This window comes from Mycobacterium sp. NGS57 (assembly GCF_059812405.1).
This window is the reverse complement of the sequence record NZ_JCALCP010000001.1, coordinates 23,129-40,096: the sequence shown is the minus strand read 5'-3', so window position 1 is coordinate 40,096 and position 16,968 is coordinate 23,129. Positions and strand designations below refer to the sequence as shown.

Annotated in this window: 10 protein-coding genes; 1 reads left to right on the top strand and 9 read right to left on the bottom strand. The window is 69.3% G+C overall.

All coding sequences use genetic code 11. The features are described 5' to 3' along the window. Window positions 1-9: 9 nt before the first annotated feature. The 7 genes from AC5Y43_RS00175 to AC5Y43_RS00145 form a co-directional block, all read right to left on the bottom strand. Window positions 10-6,828 (bottom strand): SDR family NAD(P)-dependent oxidoreductase, encoded by a 6,819-nt coding sequence (locus AC5Y43_RS00175; RefSeq protein WP_499968085.1) that lies wholly within the window; start codon window positions 6,826-6,828, stop codon window positions 10-12. A gap of 573 nt (window positions 6,829-7,401) precedes the next feature. Continuing rightward, window positions 7,402-9,057: a PfaD family polyunsaturated fatty acid/polyketide biosynthesis protein gene (locus tag AC5Y43_RS00170; protein WP_499968083.1), complete on the bottom strand. Its 1,656-nt coding sequence runs from the start codon at window positions 9,055-9,057 to the stop codon at window positions 7,402-7,404. 120 nt (window positions 9,058-9,177) lie between these two features. Beyond that, window positions 9,178-9,660 carry a pantetheine-phosphate adenylyltransferase gene (coaD, locus tag AC5Y43_RS00165; protein ID WP_499968081.1) on the bottom strand — a complete coding sequence of 161 codons (483 nt, stop codon included), beginning with the start codon at window positions 9,658-9,660 and terminating at the stop codon, window positions 9,178-9,180. 23 nt (window positions 9,661-9,683) lie between these two features. After that, entirely contained in the window at window positions 9,684-10,238 is a 555-nt protein-coding gene (gene rsmD, locus AC5Y43_RS00160; protein WP_499968079.1) for a 16S rRNA (guanine(966)-N(2))-methyltransferase RsmD, read from the bottom strand. Window positions 10,239-10,242: 4 nt separating this feature from the next. Continuing rightward, window positions 10,243-10,842, bottom strand: a complete 600-nt coding sequence (locus tag AC5Y43_RS00155) for a vitamin K epoxide reductase family protein (protein ID WP_499968077.1) — start codon at window positions 10,840-10,842, stop codon at window positions 10,243-10,245. After that, complete coding sequence (locus tag AC5Y43_RS00150; RefSeq protein ID WP_499968075.1) at window positions 10,839-11,597, bottom strand: DsbA family protein; 759 nt, start codon at window positions 11,595-11,597, stop codon at window positions 10,839-10,841. Before AC5Y43_RS00150 ends, AC5Y43_RS00155 begins: the two co-directional genes overlap by 4 nt. Before the next feature lie 78 nt (window positions 11,598-11,675). Beyond that, a complete protein-coding gene (locus tag AC5Y43_RS00145; RefSeq protein ID WP_499968073.1) occupies window positions 11,676-12,797 on the bottom strand; it encodes an alpha/beta hydrolase in 1,122 nt (373 codons plus the stop codon). A 314-nt stretch (window positions 12,798-13,111) separates the two neighbouring features. Here AC5Y43_RS00145 and AC5Y43_RS00140 point away from each other — a divergent pair, with 314 nt between their 5' ends. Beyond that, entirely contained in the window at window positions 13,112-13,957 is an 846-nt protein-coding gene (locus tag AC5Y43_RS00140) for an aldo/keto reductase (RefSeq protein ID WP_499968071.1), read from the top strand. 82 nt (window positions 13,958-14,039) lie between these two features. On the opposite strand, the gene AC5Y43_RS00135 is transcribed toward AC5Y43_RS00140, so the two are convergent. Further along, window positions 14,040-14,750, bottom strand: coding sequence for an HNH endonuclease family protein (locus tag AC5Y43_RS00135; protein ID WP_499968069.1), 711 nt, complete (start codon window positions 14,748-14,750; stop codon window positions 14,040-14,042). Continuing rightward, window positions 14,747-16,966 carry an ATP-dependent DNA helicase RecG gene (gene recG / locus AC5Y43_RS00130; RefSeq protein WP_499968067.1) on the bottom strand — a complete coding sequence of 740 codons (2,220 nt, stop codon included), beginning with the start codon at window positions 16,964-16,966 and terminating at the stop codon, window positions 14,747-14,749. The genes AC5Y43_RS00135 and recG overlap by 4 nt, the downstream gene beginning before the upstream one ends. Window positions 16,967-16,968 lie beyond the last annotated feature (2 nt).

The following is a 16,968-nucleotide window of genomic DNA, read 5'->3' as shown; positions in this document are numbered from 1 at the left end:
ATCGTTGAATCAGCTGCCGTAGGGGTACAACTCGAGTCGCTTCAGGCTGGCAACCACGAGGTTGTCGGCGTCGATTAGGTCTAGGTCGCAGATCGCCCGGCTGCTCTTCGCGTCACCGTTGGACAGCACGCAGCGCAGCCCGTCGCCGAGCGCGCCGGCCCGGTAACGGGCGACCTCGCCGACCCGCAGCGGCAGCACCGTGCGGCCGAGTTGTTCGGAGCTCCACACCAACGCCGCCTGCAGGCAGCCGTCGAGGGCCGCGGGGTCCGTGGCCCAGCCGTCGCCCAGCCAGCCCGCGGCCGTCAGGCCGGACAGCGACGCAGTGGCGCTGGTGGCCTGGCAGTCCATGCCTGCCAGGACCTGGAACGCCGGGCCATGGAAGAGCGCACCGCTGTGGTAGCAGGCGTCACGGTCGAGCTGGCGGCCGCCGAGCGGCACCAACGGACCCGGTACCGCCGTCGTTGCGCCGCAACCCATTTCGACCGTCGCGGAGTAGTAGGTGACCTCTTCCGAGATGTCGGACAAGGTGCACGCCAGTCGATCCGGGCGGTCGTCGACCGGCGCGCAGCGTACCAGCAGCGGCACGCCGTGTTGGTCGAACTCGTGCAGCGTCAGGCCGCGCAACACCCTGAGGTCGTGAACGCGGTCGACGCGCTGCCCGGGCTGACAGGCCTCGGCCATCCGCACGAACCACTCCAGGGTCTGCACGACGGGCAACACGACGTTGCCCTGGACGCGGTGGTCGAGAAGATGGGGCTGGCGTGTCACGTGGGCCACCACGCGCGCGATGCGGCCCTCGGCCGGCATCGGATGCGTTGCCACGCCGGCCAATACGCCCTCCCCGAGGGTCACCTCCGGGGTGTCGGTATGCGCGTCCAGGACGTCGGAGACGAATGCCCGCGCGCCGTCGGCGAGTGGGATCAACGAGATGCCCCGGGATTCGAACATCGCCTTGAGACCGGGTGTCACCATGCCGGAATCCCAAGGACCCCAGCCCAGTGCGCGGACCAGGCAGCCCGGGCCGCGGCGGGCCTGCTCGGCCAGGGCGACCTTGTTGAGTATCTCGTTGGCCATGGCGTAGTCGCTCTGGCCGACGTTGCCGCTGCGCGCCGCCACCGACGAGAAGAGGCAGACCAGCTTCAGCGCGTCGGTGGCCGTGGCGTCCAGCAGGGCGCAGAGGCCGCCGACCTTCGTCTCGAAGACGCGATCGAAGCCGTCGAGGGTCTTCTTGTGCAGGGGCGCGTCGGCCAGCACGCCGGCACCGTGCACCAGCCCCGTGATCGGCCCGAAGTCGGCTCGCACGCTCTCGAGGAGGGCGCCGAGCTGGGATGCGTCGCGCACGTCGGCCGCCGCGTAGCGGACCCGGGAGCCGGCCGCGGTCAGGGCGGCGAGCGTGGCGCGGACCTCGCGGTCGGCCAGGACGCGCCCGACCCGCTGTTCCAGCTCCTTGGGGGTGGGCTTGTGCCCTTGCGCCGCGGCGGCGGTGAGCAGCGCCCGCTTGAGCTCGGCGTCGGTGGCCAGCCCGCGTAGCTCGGCGGGTTCGTCGGCGAGTTCGGTGCGCCCGAGCAGGACGAAGCCGGCCCGGGTCGCCTTGGCCAGCGCGATCACCGACGCCGCGGTGACGCCGCGGGCTCCCCCCGATACGACGATCACGTCGCGCTGGTCGATGCGCGGGGTATGGGTGGTCACCTGCTTTGCGTCCGCGACGACCGTGACGCGGCCGTGCGCGGCGCTCAGGCCGACCTCGAGTTCGGCCCCGCCGGCCAGGATCTCCTCGGCCAGCTGCTCGGCGGCGGCGATCGGCGGCTGCAGGCCGACCGCGAAGTCGATCGCTTTGACCTGCGCCTTGGGCCACTCCTGCGCTGCGGTCTTGGCCAGGGCGGCGATGCCGCCGGCCCAGGCGCGTGGGCCCGGCTCGGTGAGCAGGCCGAAGCTGCCGCCGGTGTCCTGAACGGTGATGAAGACGCCGCCGCGTTCGGCGAACCTGGCGGCCACGCGCTGCGCGTCGGCAAACACCGCCCGGTTCAGCGCCAGCGTCTCGGCCAGGGTGGCGGTGCGCTGCAGGCCGCCAAGGTGGATCACCGCCTCGGCGTCGGCGCTCGGTTCGGTGACCACCGCGGCGCCGATGCCGTGCGTGCGCAGGATTGCCGCCAGGGCGTCGGCCATGACGTGCCCGGCGTCCTGGGTGCCGGGGGCCACGACGATCTCGACGTTGACGGCGCTGTACAGGCCGGGCATGCCCATCCCGCTAGCCGGAGCAGCGACCGCTCGCACCGCGTGGCGGGCGATCGCTGCTCCGGCTAACTCAAAAGGGACGCGATCACCCACCGTCACTTCGTCGGGGGTCGGCGGTGGCGCGGCCATCGGCGGTGCGCCGTTATGCGCGGCCGGGCCCATCAGGCCCTGCAGATAATCGACGATCTCCTGCAACGTCACCAACGTCGCCATCACCGACGTCTCCACATCAGGCAACGCCGGAACCCGCTCCTGCACCGCCGACAAAATCTCCACCCGCTTGATCGAGTCGATCCCCAGATCGGCCTCCAACGCCATCGACAGCTCCAGCATCTCCACCGGATAACCCGTCTTGTCGGCCACCACCTCCAACATCGGCGCCACCAAATCCGCACCCAACCCCGGAACAGGAGCCGGCGCAGAAGGCACCACCGGCGCCACCGGAGCCACCGGAGCCACCGGCGCCGCCGCCGGGGCCACCCCGTTGGGCGCAACCGGACCCATCAGGCCCTGCAGATAATCGACGATCTCCTGCAACGTCACCAACGTCGCCATCACCGACGTCTCCACATCAGGCAACGCCGGAACCCGCTCCTGCACCGCCGACAAAATCTCCACCCGCTTGATCGAGTCGATCCCCAGATCGGCCTCCAACGCCATCGACAGCTCCAGCATCTCCACCGGATAACCCGTCTTGTCGGCCACCACCTCCAACATCGGCGCCACCAAATCCGCACCCAACCCCGGAACAGGAGCCGGCGCAGAAGGCACCACCGGCGCCACCGGAGCCACCGGAGCCACCGGCGCCGCCGCCGGGGCCACCCCGTTGGGCGCAACCGGACCCATCAGGCCCTGCAGATAATCGACGATCTCCTGCAACGTCACCAACGTCGCCATCACCGACGTCTCCACATCAGGCAACGCCGGAACCCGCTCCTGCACCGCCGACAAAATCTCCACCCGCTTGATCGAGTCGATCCCCAGATCGGCCTCCAACGCCATCGACAGCTCCAGCATCTCCACCGGATAACCCGTCTTGTCGGCCACCACCTCCAACATCGGCGCCACCAAATCCGCACCCAACCCCGGAACAGGAGCCGGCGCAGAAGGCACCACCGGCGTTACCGGCGCCACCGGCATCGCCGACGCGCCGTTGGTGGCGGCCGGGACCACCGGCGGCACGGGCATCGGGCGCGCGCCGTTGGTGGCCGGCGGGACCACTGGAGCCACCGGCGGGGCCGGCATCGTCGACGCGCCGTTGGTGACGGCCGGGGCCACCGGCGCCACCGGCATCGCCGACGCGCCGTTGGTGGCGGCCGGGGCCACCGTCGCCGCGGTGCTTCCGGACGCGAGGCCCTGTAGGACACGTTGCAGTTGGTCGATGCCTTGCTGCAATGTCCCCACGGCGGCGATCATCTCGGCCACCGCGTCGGCACCGATGTGGACCACGGGCGCGGACGGCGCGGACGGCGGCGGAGCCGCCGCCGTCACGGCGGCTGGCGCGGCGGGCATGATCGCGGTGGCGGATGCGCTCGCGTGCGAGCCGTTGCCGTTCAGCGCGACGGGACCAGAGCCCAGGGACGTCGCCGTCGTCGCTGGGGCCGTCCCTATCGAGACCGGCCCGGCGGGCGTCGGCGTCGCGTTGAGGTTCGCGGATGTGAAGGGTTCCGAGGGCACCAATTTGGTCTCCGATTCGGCTCTGTGTCCGTTGTTGTGGTTACTGCGGTCGGTCGTGGTTGCGGTATCGGCCGGACGTTGCACCGGCTCGTCGCTGATTTGCGGTCTGCCGTAGTTGCTTCCGTTGAGCTTGATCGTCAGCTTCGGCTGCTTGCGGGCACGAGGATCGTCACCGGGCCGGTAGTCGGCCCACAGACCGTCGAAGTTCATCGGGACGCCGGCGGCCGCGAGCTGGCCAAGTCCCATCCACAGCGACCGAATCCCGTTCCTGCCCTTGGCATCCAGGGCCACCGCGGTGTGCTCCTCGCCGGCGAGGCACTTGCCGACGAGATTGGTCAGCACGCTGCCGGGACCGACCTCGACGAACGTGCGCGCGCCGGCCTGCCACATCGCCTGGATCTGTTCGGCGAATCGCACCGGCTGAGCGATCTGGTTGGCCAGCGTGCTCCGCATCTGGTGAGCGTCGCCCGCGTAGGGCTGCGCCGTCGCGTTGGCGTAGACCGGCACCTTCGGCATGTCGAACGGGATGTCGGCGAGGAACGCGCCGAACGGAACGGCCGCCGGGCTCACGATGTCGGAGTGGAAGGCGGTGGCGACCTGAAGGCGTCGCGCGTTGATGCCGACCGCGCTGAAGCGCTGCGCGGCGTGGTTGATCGCCGTGCTGTCGCCCGACAGCACCACCTGGCTGGGCGCGTTGTGGTTGGCGATGACGACGGGCAGGCCCCACTCCGCGATCAGCTGGCGGACCTGCTCGACCGGGGCGGTCACCGCGCACATCGCCCCGTCGCTGTTGGTCGCCGCCTCGGCCATCAGCGCGCCGCGAGCGCGCGCGATGAGAAGCGCGACCTCTTCGTCGAAGACGCCGGCGGCGCACAACGCGCTGACCTCGCCGAAGCTGTGCCCGCCCACGGCGGCGGGCGCGATGCCCAGGGTGCGGATCACCGACAGCAGGCTCAGGCTGTGCGCCCCGATCGCGGGTTGCGCCCACTCGGTGCGGGTCAGCTCGGCGTCCTGCTGCGCCCGCTCGTCGCCGCTGAAGGCCGTCTTCGGCCATGCCACCTGGTGCAGGTCGCGGTCGGCGTTGAGCAGCCCGGCGCGGGCGAGTTCCCAGGGCGACAACGCCGGCTCGTAGAGGTGCGGCACGTCGGCGCCCATGCCGACGTACTGGCTGCCCTGGCCGGGGAACAGCAGCGCGACCGGTCCGGGCCGTTGCGCCGAGTAGTAGTAGCCCTTGGGCGAGTTGAACGACGCGGGGACATCCGCCGCGCGGAGTTTCGCCGCGAGATCGTCGAGCATCGTCCGCAAGTTCGCGACGCTGTCGGCGACGACGGCGGCGCGGTGCGGCTGCGCGGCGTTGTACGCGGCTTGGGTGCTGCGTGCGATGTAGCTGAGCATGTCGGGGCTGTCGACCAGTGAGGTGGACAGCTGGGCGGCCTGATCGGACAGCGCCGCCGCGGACGGCGCGCCGAGCACGATCAGTTCGGAATCCCAGGACCGGTACCGCCACGCACGCTTGCCCGGCCCGGTGTACTCCTCGACGGTGACGTGGAAGTTGGTGCCACCGAAGCCGAAGGAGCTGACGGACGCGCGCCTCGGGACGCCGGTGTCGGCGATCCACGGCTTGGCCTGCGCCGAGAGGTAGAACGGCGTCTGCTCGATTTCGAGGGCGGGGTTGGGCCGCTCGATCTTGATGGTCGGCGGCAGCGTCTTGTGGTGCAGCGCCATCACGGTCTTGAACAGGCCGCAGGCACCCGCGGCGCCCTTGGTGTGCCCGACCTGGGACTTGACGGAGCCCAGCGCACACCACTGCTTGTCCGGGCGCCCGGAGCCCTCGAAGACCTCTCGCAGCGCCGTGAACTCGGCGGCGTCGCCGGCCTTGGTACCGGTGCCGTGCGCCTCGACGAGCCCGACCGTTTCCGGGCCGTAGCCGGCGGCCTCGTAGGCGCGGCGCAGAGCCTTGGCCTGTCCGGGCGGGCTCGGCGCGTAGATGCTCTTGGCCCGGCCGTCCGACGACGTACCGATGCCGCGGATCACCGCGTAGATCCGGTCGCCGTCGCGCTCGGCGTCGTCGAGACGCTTGAGCGCCAGCATCGCCAGGCCTTCGCCGAGCATGGTGCCGTCGGACTGGTCGGAGAATGGGCGGCAGTCTCCGCTGGGCGACAGCGCGGTAACCCTGGCGAAGCACATGAACATCAGGATGTCGTTGAAGGCGTCGACGCCGCCGGCGATCACCATGTCCGACTTGCCGAGGTACAGCTCGTTGAGCCCGACCTCGAGCGCGGCCAGCGAGCTGGCGCACGCCGCGTCGATGACGCAGTTGGTACCGCCGAGATCGAAGCGGTTGGCGATGCGCCCGGCGATGACGTTGCCGAGGAGTCCGGGGAAGGTGTTTTCCTGCCACGGCGTGTAGCCGGACGCGATGCGGTCACTGAACGCCGCGAGCTCGCCTTCGGACAGCCCGGCGGCGCGCAGCCCGCGCTCCCAGACCGGCCGGTGCAGGCTGCCGCCCATATAGTTGGTCATCTCGGTGCCGCCGGACGCGCCGAGCACCACGCTGATGCGCTCGCGATCAATATGAGAAAAGTCGCCGCCGGCTGCGTCCTCCAATACTTGCTGCGCGACCCGCAGTGCGAGCAATTGCGCGGTGTCCGTCGCGGGCACGACGTTTGGCGGAATTCCGAAATCCATCGGCGAGAAGTCGATTTCTGGCAAGAATCCGCCACGGCGCGCATAAACCTTGTCCGGTGTGCGCGGAGAGGGGTCGTAGTAGTCGTCAAGGCTCCAGTGCGACTCGGGCACCTCGGAGAATAGGTCGACGCCGTCGACGATATTGCGCCAGAAGCGCTCGGCCTCGGGCGACCCCGGGAACAGGGCGCTTACGCCGACAACGGCAACAGGAGGGTGCTTGGGCGACACCACGGGTCTCCTCTGCGGGGTTAGACGGACAGCAACGTGCGTTAACCTGCGTCACGTCACGACTGACTTACCGAGGTCTTGCTTTCTTGACCAGCCGAGACGTCTTACGCTCGCCGGGACCTTATCAGAGCAGCGAACTTGCTTACTGACGAATTGTCAATACCCGTGGATTGGTTTGCGGGCGGTTTCGTCGCCCTTCGGTCCAGTAGGTTAGCCGTCCGGCCCTCGGATGCGCTGCTAGCGGCCGGTTTCAACGGTTGGGCGTTTGTGCGGCACCCCGGCCGGCGGCCGTCAGGGTGACCGGTGGTCGTGCGGTAATCGCACACCGGGCCGCCCGGCCCGGCTGCGCGCGCCGGCCATTAAGCGCCGGAACGCATTGCGCAAAGTGTCAGCAGTCGGTCGCCACCCGGACAAATTGCGCCGCCGTCGGCCCGCACCACCCCGCGCCATTAACCCGGGCCCGCTATTTGCGCGATCGGCTCGCGCCGAAGATACGGCAAAGCGCAAAATTCGTGGTCGCGCCCGAACGCGGACGACAACGCCCGAATTCGGGACCGGGAGCGAACTAACGCTTTACAACGACAACCGGCGGGGAATGTAACGGAAGGCGCTCGCCGGGACGGGCACCCCGCACGTGCGCGCCTGTTGGGCCCGGTTGATCCGGGCGGCGCCTTCGAGCAGGTTGAGCGCCACCTGGTCGACGTTGCGGTGTTCGCTCTGCTCGAGGTAGCTGCCCGCGACCCAGCTGTTGAACGCCCCCATGGAGGGACCACACCAGATCTGGTAGTCCAGGACGCGATCGGGTTCGCCCTCGATCGCCCACCGGCTCGACTTGCCGAGGTACCAGCGGAAAACCAGCGCCATCTGATACTTCGGGTCGCGCGCCGCAAGTTCGAGCACGGCCGGCTCCCGCTGTTGCCAGTACTGCTCGGTCTCGGCCCAGACCTCATCGACGCTCTTCCCGAGGATCTTCTCCAGCTCCGTGCGGTGCGCCGAGACCACGGTGCCCAGGTCCGGGTTCTTGGCGTACCACTCGTAGAGCTTCTTGGCCCGGGGCCCGAACATCGAGCCACGCTTGAGCACCTGCAGATTCACGCCCATCTCGAACATGTCGGACGCGGGGGCCATGATCACGTCGGCCACTCCGGCCTTGGCCAGCATTCCGCGCGCCAGGGGGGACAGCCCCGACTCCACGCACGACTGGTTGACCGAACCGGTCACCACGTACGCGGCCCCCATCGCGAATGCGCCGGCCACCGAGCGTGGCGTGCACATGCCGCCGCCGGCGCCGACGCGCACGCGGCCCTCCAGCGGGTGTTCCTGGGCCAGCTTGTCGCGCAGCAGCACGATCTCGGAGAAGAGCGCCGGCAACGGCCGGTTGTCGGTGTGCCCCCCGCTGTCGGCCTCGACCGTGATGTCCTCGGCCACCGGCACGAGTCGCGACAGCTCGGCCTCGCGCGCGGTGAGCTTGCCGGCCGCCTCGAGCGCCGACACCAATGCCGCCGGCGCGGGCTCCATGAACATGCGGGCGACCTCGGGACGCGAAATCTTTGCCACCACATGGTTCTTGCGCACGATGGCGCCGCCCGGGTCGGTCGACAGCCCCGACAGCGCGTAGTGCACGACCGAGGGCGTGAGTTTCATGAACGCCGATGCCTCGACGACGCGGACGTCTTGGGCGATGAACAGCTCGGCGACGCGCGCCTCGAGCGCGAGCTCGTTGGGCGAATGAATCAGGTTTGCGCCCCAGGCCAACCCCGTCCTGCCGGCCAGCCTCGCCTGGATGTCGGCCAGCCCCCGCTGCACGTTGGCGTACGAGAGGCCGCCCGCGCCGAAGAAGCCCAGCATGCCGGCCTTCGCGATCGCCACCACCAGCTCGGGTGTCGCGATGCCGTTGGCCATCGCGCCGGTGACGTAGGGAAACCGGGTCCCGTGGGCCTCGCAGAACTCGCGGTCGCCCAGCCATTCGGGGTAGATCGGCGGCAGCGTCCCCACCAGCGATATCTCGGACTCGCCGGCGCCGACGGCCTCACCGCCCAGGGCAAGGCCCAGCTGCCCGGTGGCCCGCTCGCGGACCACGTGCACCGGGTGGCGCAGGTATTCCAGGACGTGGGCGATGTCTTGCGGCGCGAATGCCGGCGACGCAGTGGTCGGGCGCCACCCGCCCAGAGCCGGGCTCCCGGTGGCCGCGGCGCGCGGCTCCAATACGGCGGCGGGTAGCTCGTTCACTGCGAATTCCCTTCATTGACCGGGGTTGACGCGTACTGCGATTCGGTAGCCGAATGTCTAATTAGACGAAAGTCAGCATGAGTTTCTCACGAACCCTCGCCGCGCGGGCCAACACTCCGCTCAGCGCTCGTTTCCCAGCCTTTCGCGCAGCCGGCGATTCACCGGTTCGGGCAGCAGCTCGGACACGTCACCGCCGAACATCGCGACCTCTTTGGCCAGCGACGACGACACAAACGAATAGCGCGGGGCGGTCGCCACGAAAAAGGTGTCGACCCCGGCGACGTGCTTGTTCATCTGCGCCATTTGCAGCTCGTACTCGAAGTCGGTGCCGGTGCGCAGGCCCTTGACGATGGCGGTCATCCCCCGGGCCCTGACGAAGTCGACCACCAAACCCCGGCCGGCCTCGACCCGCAAGTTGGGCAGGTGCGCCGTCGACTCCTCGATCATCGCGATGCGCTCGTCGAGGTCGAACATGCCCTTTTTGGCGGGGTTGGTCAGGATCGCCACCACCACCTCGTCGAACTGGGCGGCGGCGCGTTCGAAGACGTCGATGTGGCCCAACGTCACCGGGTCGAACGACCCCGGACACACGGCGCCCGCCATAAGCCACGACGGTACACGGCGGCTCACAGCCTTTCGGCGAGCTCCAAACGGGTGTCGCCGTAAACCCGCTGCGGCCATGGTGACCAGCCCTCGGGCCAGGCCAGCGGGTCGCCAGCGGCCGCGCGTTCCACTGCCACAACGGTTCCCGCGCGCACCCAGCCGTGCGCGCCCAGCGCGGCCAGCACGGCGCCGACGTCCGCGGCGCCGACGTCGTAGGGCGGGTCGGCCAGCACCAGGTCCACCGCGGCGGCGGCCCCGGCCGCCAGGACCGTGGCGACCGCGCCCCGGCGCAGGCCCGCGCCGGGCAAACCGAGGGCCTCGATGTTGCGCGCGATGACGGCCGCGGCGCGCGGGTCGGACTCGACGAAGAGCGCGGACGCGGCCCCGCGCGAGAGCGCCTCCAGCCCCAGCGCGCCGGACCCGGCGTAGAGGTCGAGCACCGCCGAGCCGGTCAGGTCCCGGCGCGCGGTCACGACGCTGAACAGCGCTTCGCGCACGCGATCGGTGGTGGGCCTGGTTCCCTTCGGCGGGACGGCGATGCGCCGCCCGCCCGCGATTCCCCCGATGATCCGGGTCACGCGTTCACAACAGCGTCGACCAGTAGTCCCAGAACCGCGCCATGATCAGCAAAAACACCGCCGTGAACCACAACACGGCGAGCGACCACCGCCATTGGTACAGCAATCCCGCGATCCCGGATCGGGCCTGGGCCGCCGGAGCGAACGCGATCGACGCGACCACCACCAGCAGCGCGATGGTGACCACCCAGACCACCATGCAATAGGGGCACAACGCCCCGATGCGGTACAGGCTCTGGAAGATCAGCCAGTGCACGAACACCGAGCCGACCAGCACCCCCACCGTCAGACCAACCCAATACCATTGGGGCAGAGCCACTTTCGCCACAGCCAGCACGCCGGTCACGATCACCACGGCGAAGGCGACCAGGCCGAGCAGCGGGTTCGGGAAGCCCAGCAGCGACGCCTGCGGCGTGATCATCACCGAGCCGCACGACACGATCGGGTTGATGTTGCACGACGGCACGTACGACGGGTTGAGCAGGATCTCGATCTTCTCTACCGTCAGCGTCAGCGAGGCGACCAGGCCGATCACGCCGGCGATCAGCACCCACCACGCGCTGGGCGCGGATACGCCCGCCCGGACCGGCCGATCCGACGTCACGCCGCGGGGGCGACGGCGGTGTCGAGGCCGGGCACGTCGCCCACGATGGACTTGATCTTGTCGACCAGGGCGTCGGGCGTCGAGTACTCGTAGTCCTGGTCGTTGATCTTGATCGTCGGGGTCGCGGTGATCTTCCCGGCGGCGGCCTCGCCGGTGACCTTGGACAGGTACTTGCCGCTGTTGATGCAGTCGGGGACCTTGCCGACGACGCCGGCCTGCCGGGCGAGCTCGATCAGCCGCGCGTTGTCGGGAAAGCTGGTGCCGCGTTCGTCGGGCTGGATGCCGGGGGTGAACAGCGCGGTGTGGAAGCGGCGGAACGCGTCGGTGGATTCGTCGGCCACGCACAGCGCCGCCGCGCCCGCCCGCGACGAATAGTTCTGATTTCGCTGGCTGTCGAGGATCGCCACCATGTTGTAGTCGGCCGCGATGGCGCCGCTGTCGATGAGCTTGGACACCGTCGGGCCGAAGGTGCGCTCGAAGTTGCCGCAGGCGGGGCACAGGAAGTCCTCGTAGAACGTCATGACGGCCTTGGGATTGTTGGTCCCGGGCTGGGTGATGACCTTGCTGGACGCGACCCGCACCGTGTCGCCCTGGCCGGTGACGCCGCCCTTCTTGTGGTGCGACGTCACGATATAGAAGACGAGCGCAACCGCGAAGATCACGATGAAGGCGGTGCCACCGATCTGGACGAGTCGACCGGATTTGCCGGTGGCCGACTTCACGTCGAATCGCGGGGGTTTGGGTTTGTCGGCCACGGGTTCGCTGATCCTTCGCGTGCTGGCTTGGTGGACTTGGGTGCGGGCGCCTCTAGCGTACCGGCGCCCCGCGGCGAATCAGGCCCGGCTCAGGTGGGCGCGCAGCGCCGAGATCAGTTCGCTGGTGGCGACGGCGCTGTCGCCGCCCAGCGGGAACAGGTTGACGAACCCGTGCGTCAGCGAACCCAGATAGCGCAGGTCCACCGGGGTCCCGGCGGCCTGCAGCGCCGCCGCGTAGGCCTCGCCCTCGTCGCGCAGCGGGTCGAAGCCGCCGACGGCGATCAGCGCGGGCGCCAGCCCCGCCAGCGACTCGGCCAGCAGCGGCGACACCCGCGGATCGGCCGGATCGATCCCGGAGTCCCTCAGGTACTGCGCGTGGAACCAGTCCATGTCGCGCTTGGTCAGCAAAAAGCCGCGGGCGAACAGGCTCAGCGAGCGGGTTTGCGCGGTGAAGTCGGTGCGCGGGTAGATCAGCCACTGCAGCACCGGGGCGGGGCCCCCGTCGTCGCGGGCCAGTTGAGAGACGACCGCGGCCAGATTGCCGCCCGCGCTGTCCCCGCCGACCGCCACCCGCCCGGGTGCCGCGCCCAGCTCGGCGGCCTGCTCGTGCGCCCACCTGAAGGCGGCGCGGGCGTCCTCGATGGCGGCCGGGGCCGGATGCTCGGGGGCCAGCCGATAGTCGATCGACAACACGTGGATTCCGGCGTCGCGGCACGTCAGCCGGCACAGCGCGTCGTAGGTGTCCAGGTCGCCGATCGACCAACCGCCGCCGTGGTAGAAGACCAGCAGCGGCGCCGCGGCGCCCTCGCTGGCGGGGCGGTAGTGGCGTGCCGGGATGTCCCCGGCCGGGCCGGGAATCGCGAGCTCGTCGACCTCGACGTGAATCTGCGGGCCGGGCAGGCTCACCACCGACTCACGCATCTGAGCGCGGGAGGCGGCCGGGTCGTCGTCGACGACCAGCCCGTCGATGCCCACGGCGTGCAGGCCCGACAGCATCAGCTGCAGCGTCGGATCGAGCGTGTTGCCGTCGATGATGACGGCCCGGCCACGGAACAGCACCCGCTTGGCCGCCGTCGGGATCCACGGAATGACCTTGGCGCCGACGGTGGTGACCGCGCCCTGCACGCGGCTGATCCAGCGCATCGGCGCGTGCTTGGTCACGAGGTCGACGTCCGACACGCCCGGCAGGCTTCTGGTCATCGTTGTTCCTGCTCCCCTGGTCCCCTGATCCCCGAAAAATGCCGCCCCACGGTGAACGACGGAAACGGGATACCCGCATTCGGGCGCCGATCGACCAAAACTCTACGTGGTCACCCGGCGAACATCGGGCCGGCCGTCCGGGCTGGATGCGCCGGCGGCGATACGGTGCCGCGGCGACGCGCACGCAGGTGTTGGCTACCAGGCACATCCCGCTGGGTAAGATCGTTCCCCAAGTCGGTGCACCCCTTACGGATTGCGAGGGCCGGCCCGGTCCGCATCCACGAATTATCGATTGCACAGGTAGGTGAACAACGTTGACTGGCGAGTCGGGCGCCGCCATACCCTCCATAGCTCTCAATGACGAAAACACCATGCCGGTGCTTGGCCTGGGCGTCGCCGACCTATCGGATGACGAGGCCGAGCGCGCGGTGTCGGCCGCGCTGGAGATCGGCTGCCGGCTCATCGACACCGCCGCCGCCTATGGCAACGAGGCCGGCGTCGGCCGCGCGATCGCGGCGTCGGGCATTCCCCGTGCCGAGCTGTTCGTCACCACCAAGCTGGCCACCGAGGAGCACGGTTTCAGCAAGTCGCCGGCGGCCTGCATCCAGAGCCTGGAGCGGCTGGGACTCGACTACGTCGACCTGTATCTGATTCATTGGCCCGCCCCCGCGCAGGGCAAGTACGTCGACGCCTTCGGCGGCATGATCCAATCGCGCGGTGAGGGCCACGCCCGCTCGATCGGCGTGTCCAACTTCACCGACGATCACCTGTCGATGGTCATCGACCTGACGTTCGTCACGCCCGCGGTCAACCAGATCGAGCTGCACCCGCTGCTCAGCCAGGGCGATCTGCGCAAGGCGAACGCGGAGCACAACGTCGTCACGCAGTCCTACACGCCGCTGGTCCTGGGCAAGTTGATGGACAACCCGACGGTGAGCTCGGTCGCTGCCGAATACGGCAAGACGCCCGCGCAGGTGCTGCTGCGGTGGAACGTGCAACTGGGCAACTCGGTCGTTTTCCGGTCGAGCACGCCCGAGCACATCGCCAGCAACCTGGATATCTTCGATTTCGAGCTGGCCGGCGAGCACATGGACGCGATCAACGGTCTCAACGACGGCACCCGGCTGCGCCCCGACCCGAATACCTACGAAGGTTCGTGACGGGCCGGGCCTAGCCGGCCAGGGCGCAAAAGTGCGAGAGCCCCCCGCCATAGCCGCGGAGTCAACGAGAGGACGGCCTCGTTCAGCCTTTGGGACAGGTCTCGGCGGCCTGGCGCAGCACGCCCGCCGAGGCCGCGTCGACCGATAGCTGATAGCCGCGCAGCACGGTGATGAACTGCATGGCGTATTGGCATGCGAACGCGGCGTTGGGCGGCATCCACCGCCCCGGCGGCGAGTCCCCCTTGTCCTGATTGGCCTGCCCCTGCACGGCCAGCAGGTTGGCCGGATCGTTGGCGAAACGCAGCCGCTCCGGGAACGGCCAGTTGTAGGCGCCCATGTCCCAGGCGTAGGCCAGCGGGACGATGTGGTCGATCTGCACCGCCTCGCCGACCTTGGCGCCGCGCTGAAACGCGATGGTGACGTTGGTGTACGGATCGTGCAGGGTGCCGGTGGCCACCGCGTCCGGGCAGCGCTTGGTCGACACGTACGTCTTGTCGACGAGATCACGGTTGAGGATGTCGTCGCGGGTGTCACACCCGTTGTGCCCCAGGGGCGCGTCGTTGTCGTCGTCCCAGGCGTCGCCGAAGGCCGGGCGGCGGTAGTCGTAGCGGTGCAGGCGCTCCGGCACCAGCGCAACGCCGCCGAGGACGTCGGTGCCGGGCTGCACGGTGGGCACGTCGGCGCGCGCGGCGACCTCGGCATGCCTGGCGGCCGTCGATCCCAGGGTCTGGTAGGCGACCAGCACGGCGAGCACGGCGGCCGCCGCCAACCACAGCAGAAGTTTCCGGTTCACGCTTTGTCCAGGTACTCGATTCGATCGGTGTCGGTGAAACGCGCGGCAAGCAAAGCCAATTCGGCGCTCGACGGGTCCCGTTCGTAGGTCTGAACGCAGAAGTCGCGGGCGGCCTCGATATAAGTTGCGTGCTCGGCCAGCGACAGCAGCCGCAGGGTCACCGCCCGACCGGATTGGTTGCGGCCCAGCACGTCTCCCTCGCGCCGCTCCTTGAGGTCCAGGTCGGCCAGGGCGAACCCGTCCAAGGTGCCGGCGACGGCCTTCAGCCGCCGGCCGGCCTGCGAGGCCGGGGAGACCCAGCTGACCAGCAGGCACAGGCTCGGATGCTGGCCGCGGCCGATGCGCCCGCGCAGCTGGTGCAGCTGGCTGATCCCGAACCGGTCCGCGTCCATCACCAGCATGATGGTGGCGTTGGGGACGTCGACGCCTACCTCGATGACCGTGGTGCACACCAGCACGTCGACGGAGCCCGCGCGAAAGGCGGCCATCGCCTCGTCCTTCTCGTCGGCCGACAACCGGCCGTGCATCAGCGCCAGCCGCAGGTCCGCCAGCTCCCTGGAACGCAATCGATCGAAGAGTCCCACCGCGGTCGTCGAAGGCCTGCGGCCCTCCTCATCTGTTTCGGTGTCGTCGGTCTCGTCGATGCGGGGTGCCACCACATAAACCTGGCGGCCCGCGGAGACCTCCTCGATGATGCGGTGCCAGGCGCGGTCGAGCCAAGTGGGTTTGTCGCCGACGAAGATGACGTTGCTGGCGATCGGCTGGCGCCCCCGCGGAAGTTCGCGCAGCGTCGAGGTCTCCAGGTCGCCGTACACGGTGAGCGCGACGGTGCGCGGTATCGGCGTCGCGGTCATCACCAGCAGGTGCGGCGTGATACCGGCGCGGGCCTTGGCGCGCAATTGATCTCGCTGTTCGACGCCGAATCGATGCTGTTCGTCGACCACCACCATGCCGAGGTTGTGAAACTCCACCGCGTCCTGCAACAGTGCGTGGGTGCCGACGACGATGCCGGCCTGACCGCCGGCGACCTCGTCGCGGATCTGCTTTTTCTGGGCGGCGCTCATGGAGCCGGTCAGCAGCGCCACCCGGGTCGCGTTTTCCGCCCCGCCCAGCCGGCCCGCCATCGCCAACTCGCCGAGCACGTCGGTGATCGAGCGAAGATGTTGCGCCGCAAGCACTTCCGTCGGGGCGAGCAACGCGCACTGGTAGCCCGCGTCGACCATCTGCAGCATTGCCAGCACCGCGACGATCGTCTTGCCCGAACCGACCTCACCCTGCAGCAGGCGGTTCATCGGGCGGGTCGCCGCCAATCCGTCGGCCAGCACGTCGAGCACCTCGCGCTGTCCCCCCGTCAGCTCGAAGGGCAACCGCCGCAACAACTCCGCTTTCAGACCGTCCGGCCGCGACGGTGCCGACGGCCCCGACTCGGACAACTCGCCGTGGCGGCGGGCGACCAGCGCCCATTGCAGTCCGACCGCCTCGTCGAACGTCAATCGTTCACGGGCCCTTTGTCGTTCGCGCTCATCCTCGGAAAGATGGATCGCGCGCAGCGCCTCGTCCTCGGAGATCAGCCCCAGCTCGCTGCGCAGTCCCGCGGGCAGCGGGTCGGGCACCGGGTCGAGGACGTCGAGCACCTGGCGCACGCAGGCGAAGATGTCCCAGCTCTGCAGCTTCGCGCTGGCCGGATAGATCGGGAAGAAGCGGCCCTCGAACGCCGAGGTCACCTCTTCGCTGCTGACGGCGTGTGAAGCGTCGGCGATCTTCTTCAGCGACCTGGTGCCACGGTTGCGTCCATCGAGGATGAGAAACGCGGGATGGGTGAGCTGCATGGCGCCTTTGTAGAAGCCGACTTCGCCGGACAGCATGACGGTGGTGTCTTTGGTGAGCTCCTTACTGATCCATCCCGCATTGAAAAACGTGGCGGTGAGCTTGTTGCGCCCGGAGCCGACGGTGATGCGGTGGTACTTCTTCCTCGGCTCCCTGTTCATCGACTTCGTCACCGCGTCGGTGATCGTGTCGACGATGGTGATGTGCTGGCCCTCTTCCGGCCGTTCCTGATCAGCACCGCCGGCCCCCCAGCGGGCCGCGCCCTCGGTGTAGCTGCGCGGGTAGTGGCGCAGCAGGTCGTCGACGGTGCGAATGCCGAACACCTCGTCGAGGAGGGGCACCGCCTTGCCGCCCACGACGTAGTCCAGCCGGTCGGACAGCGTCGCCACGG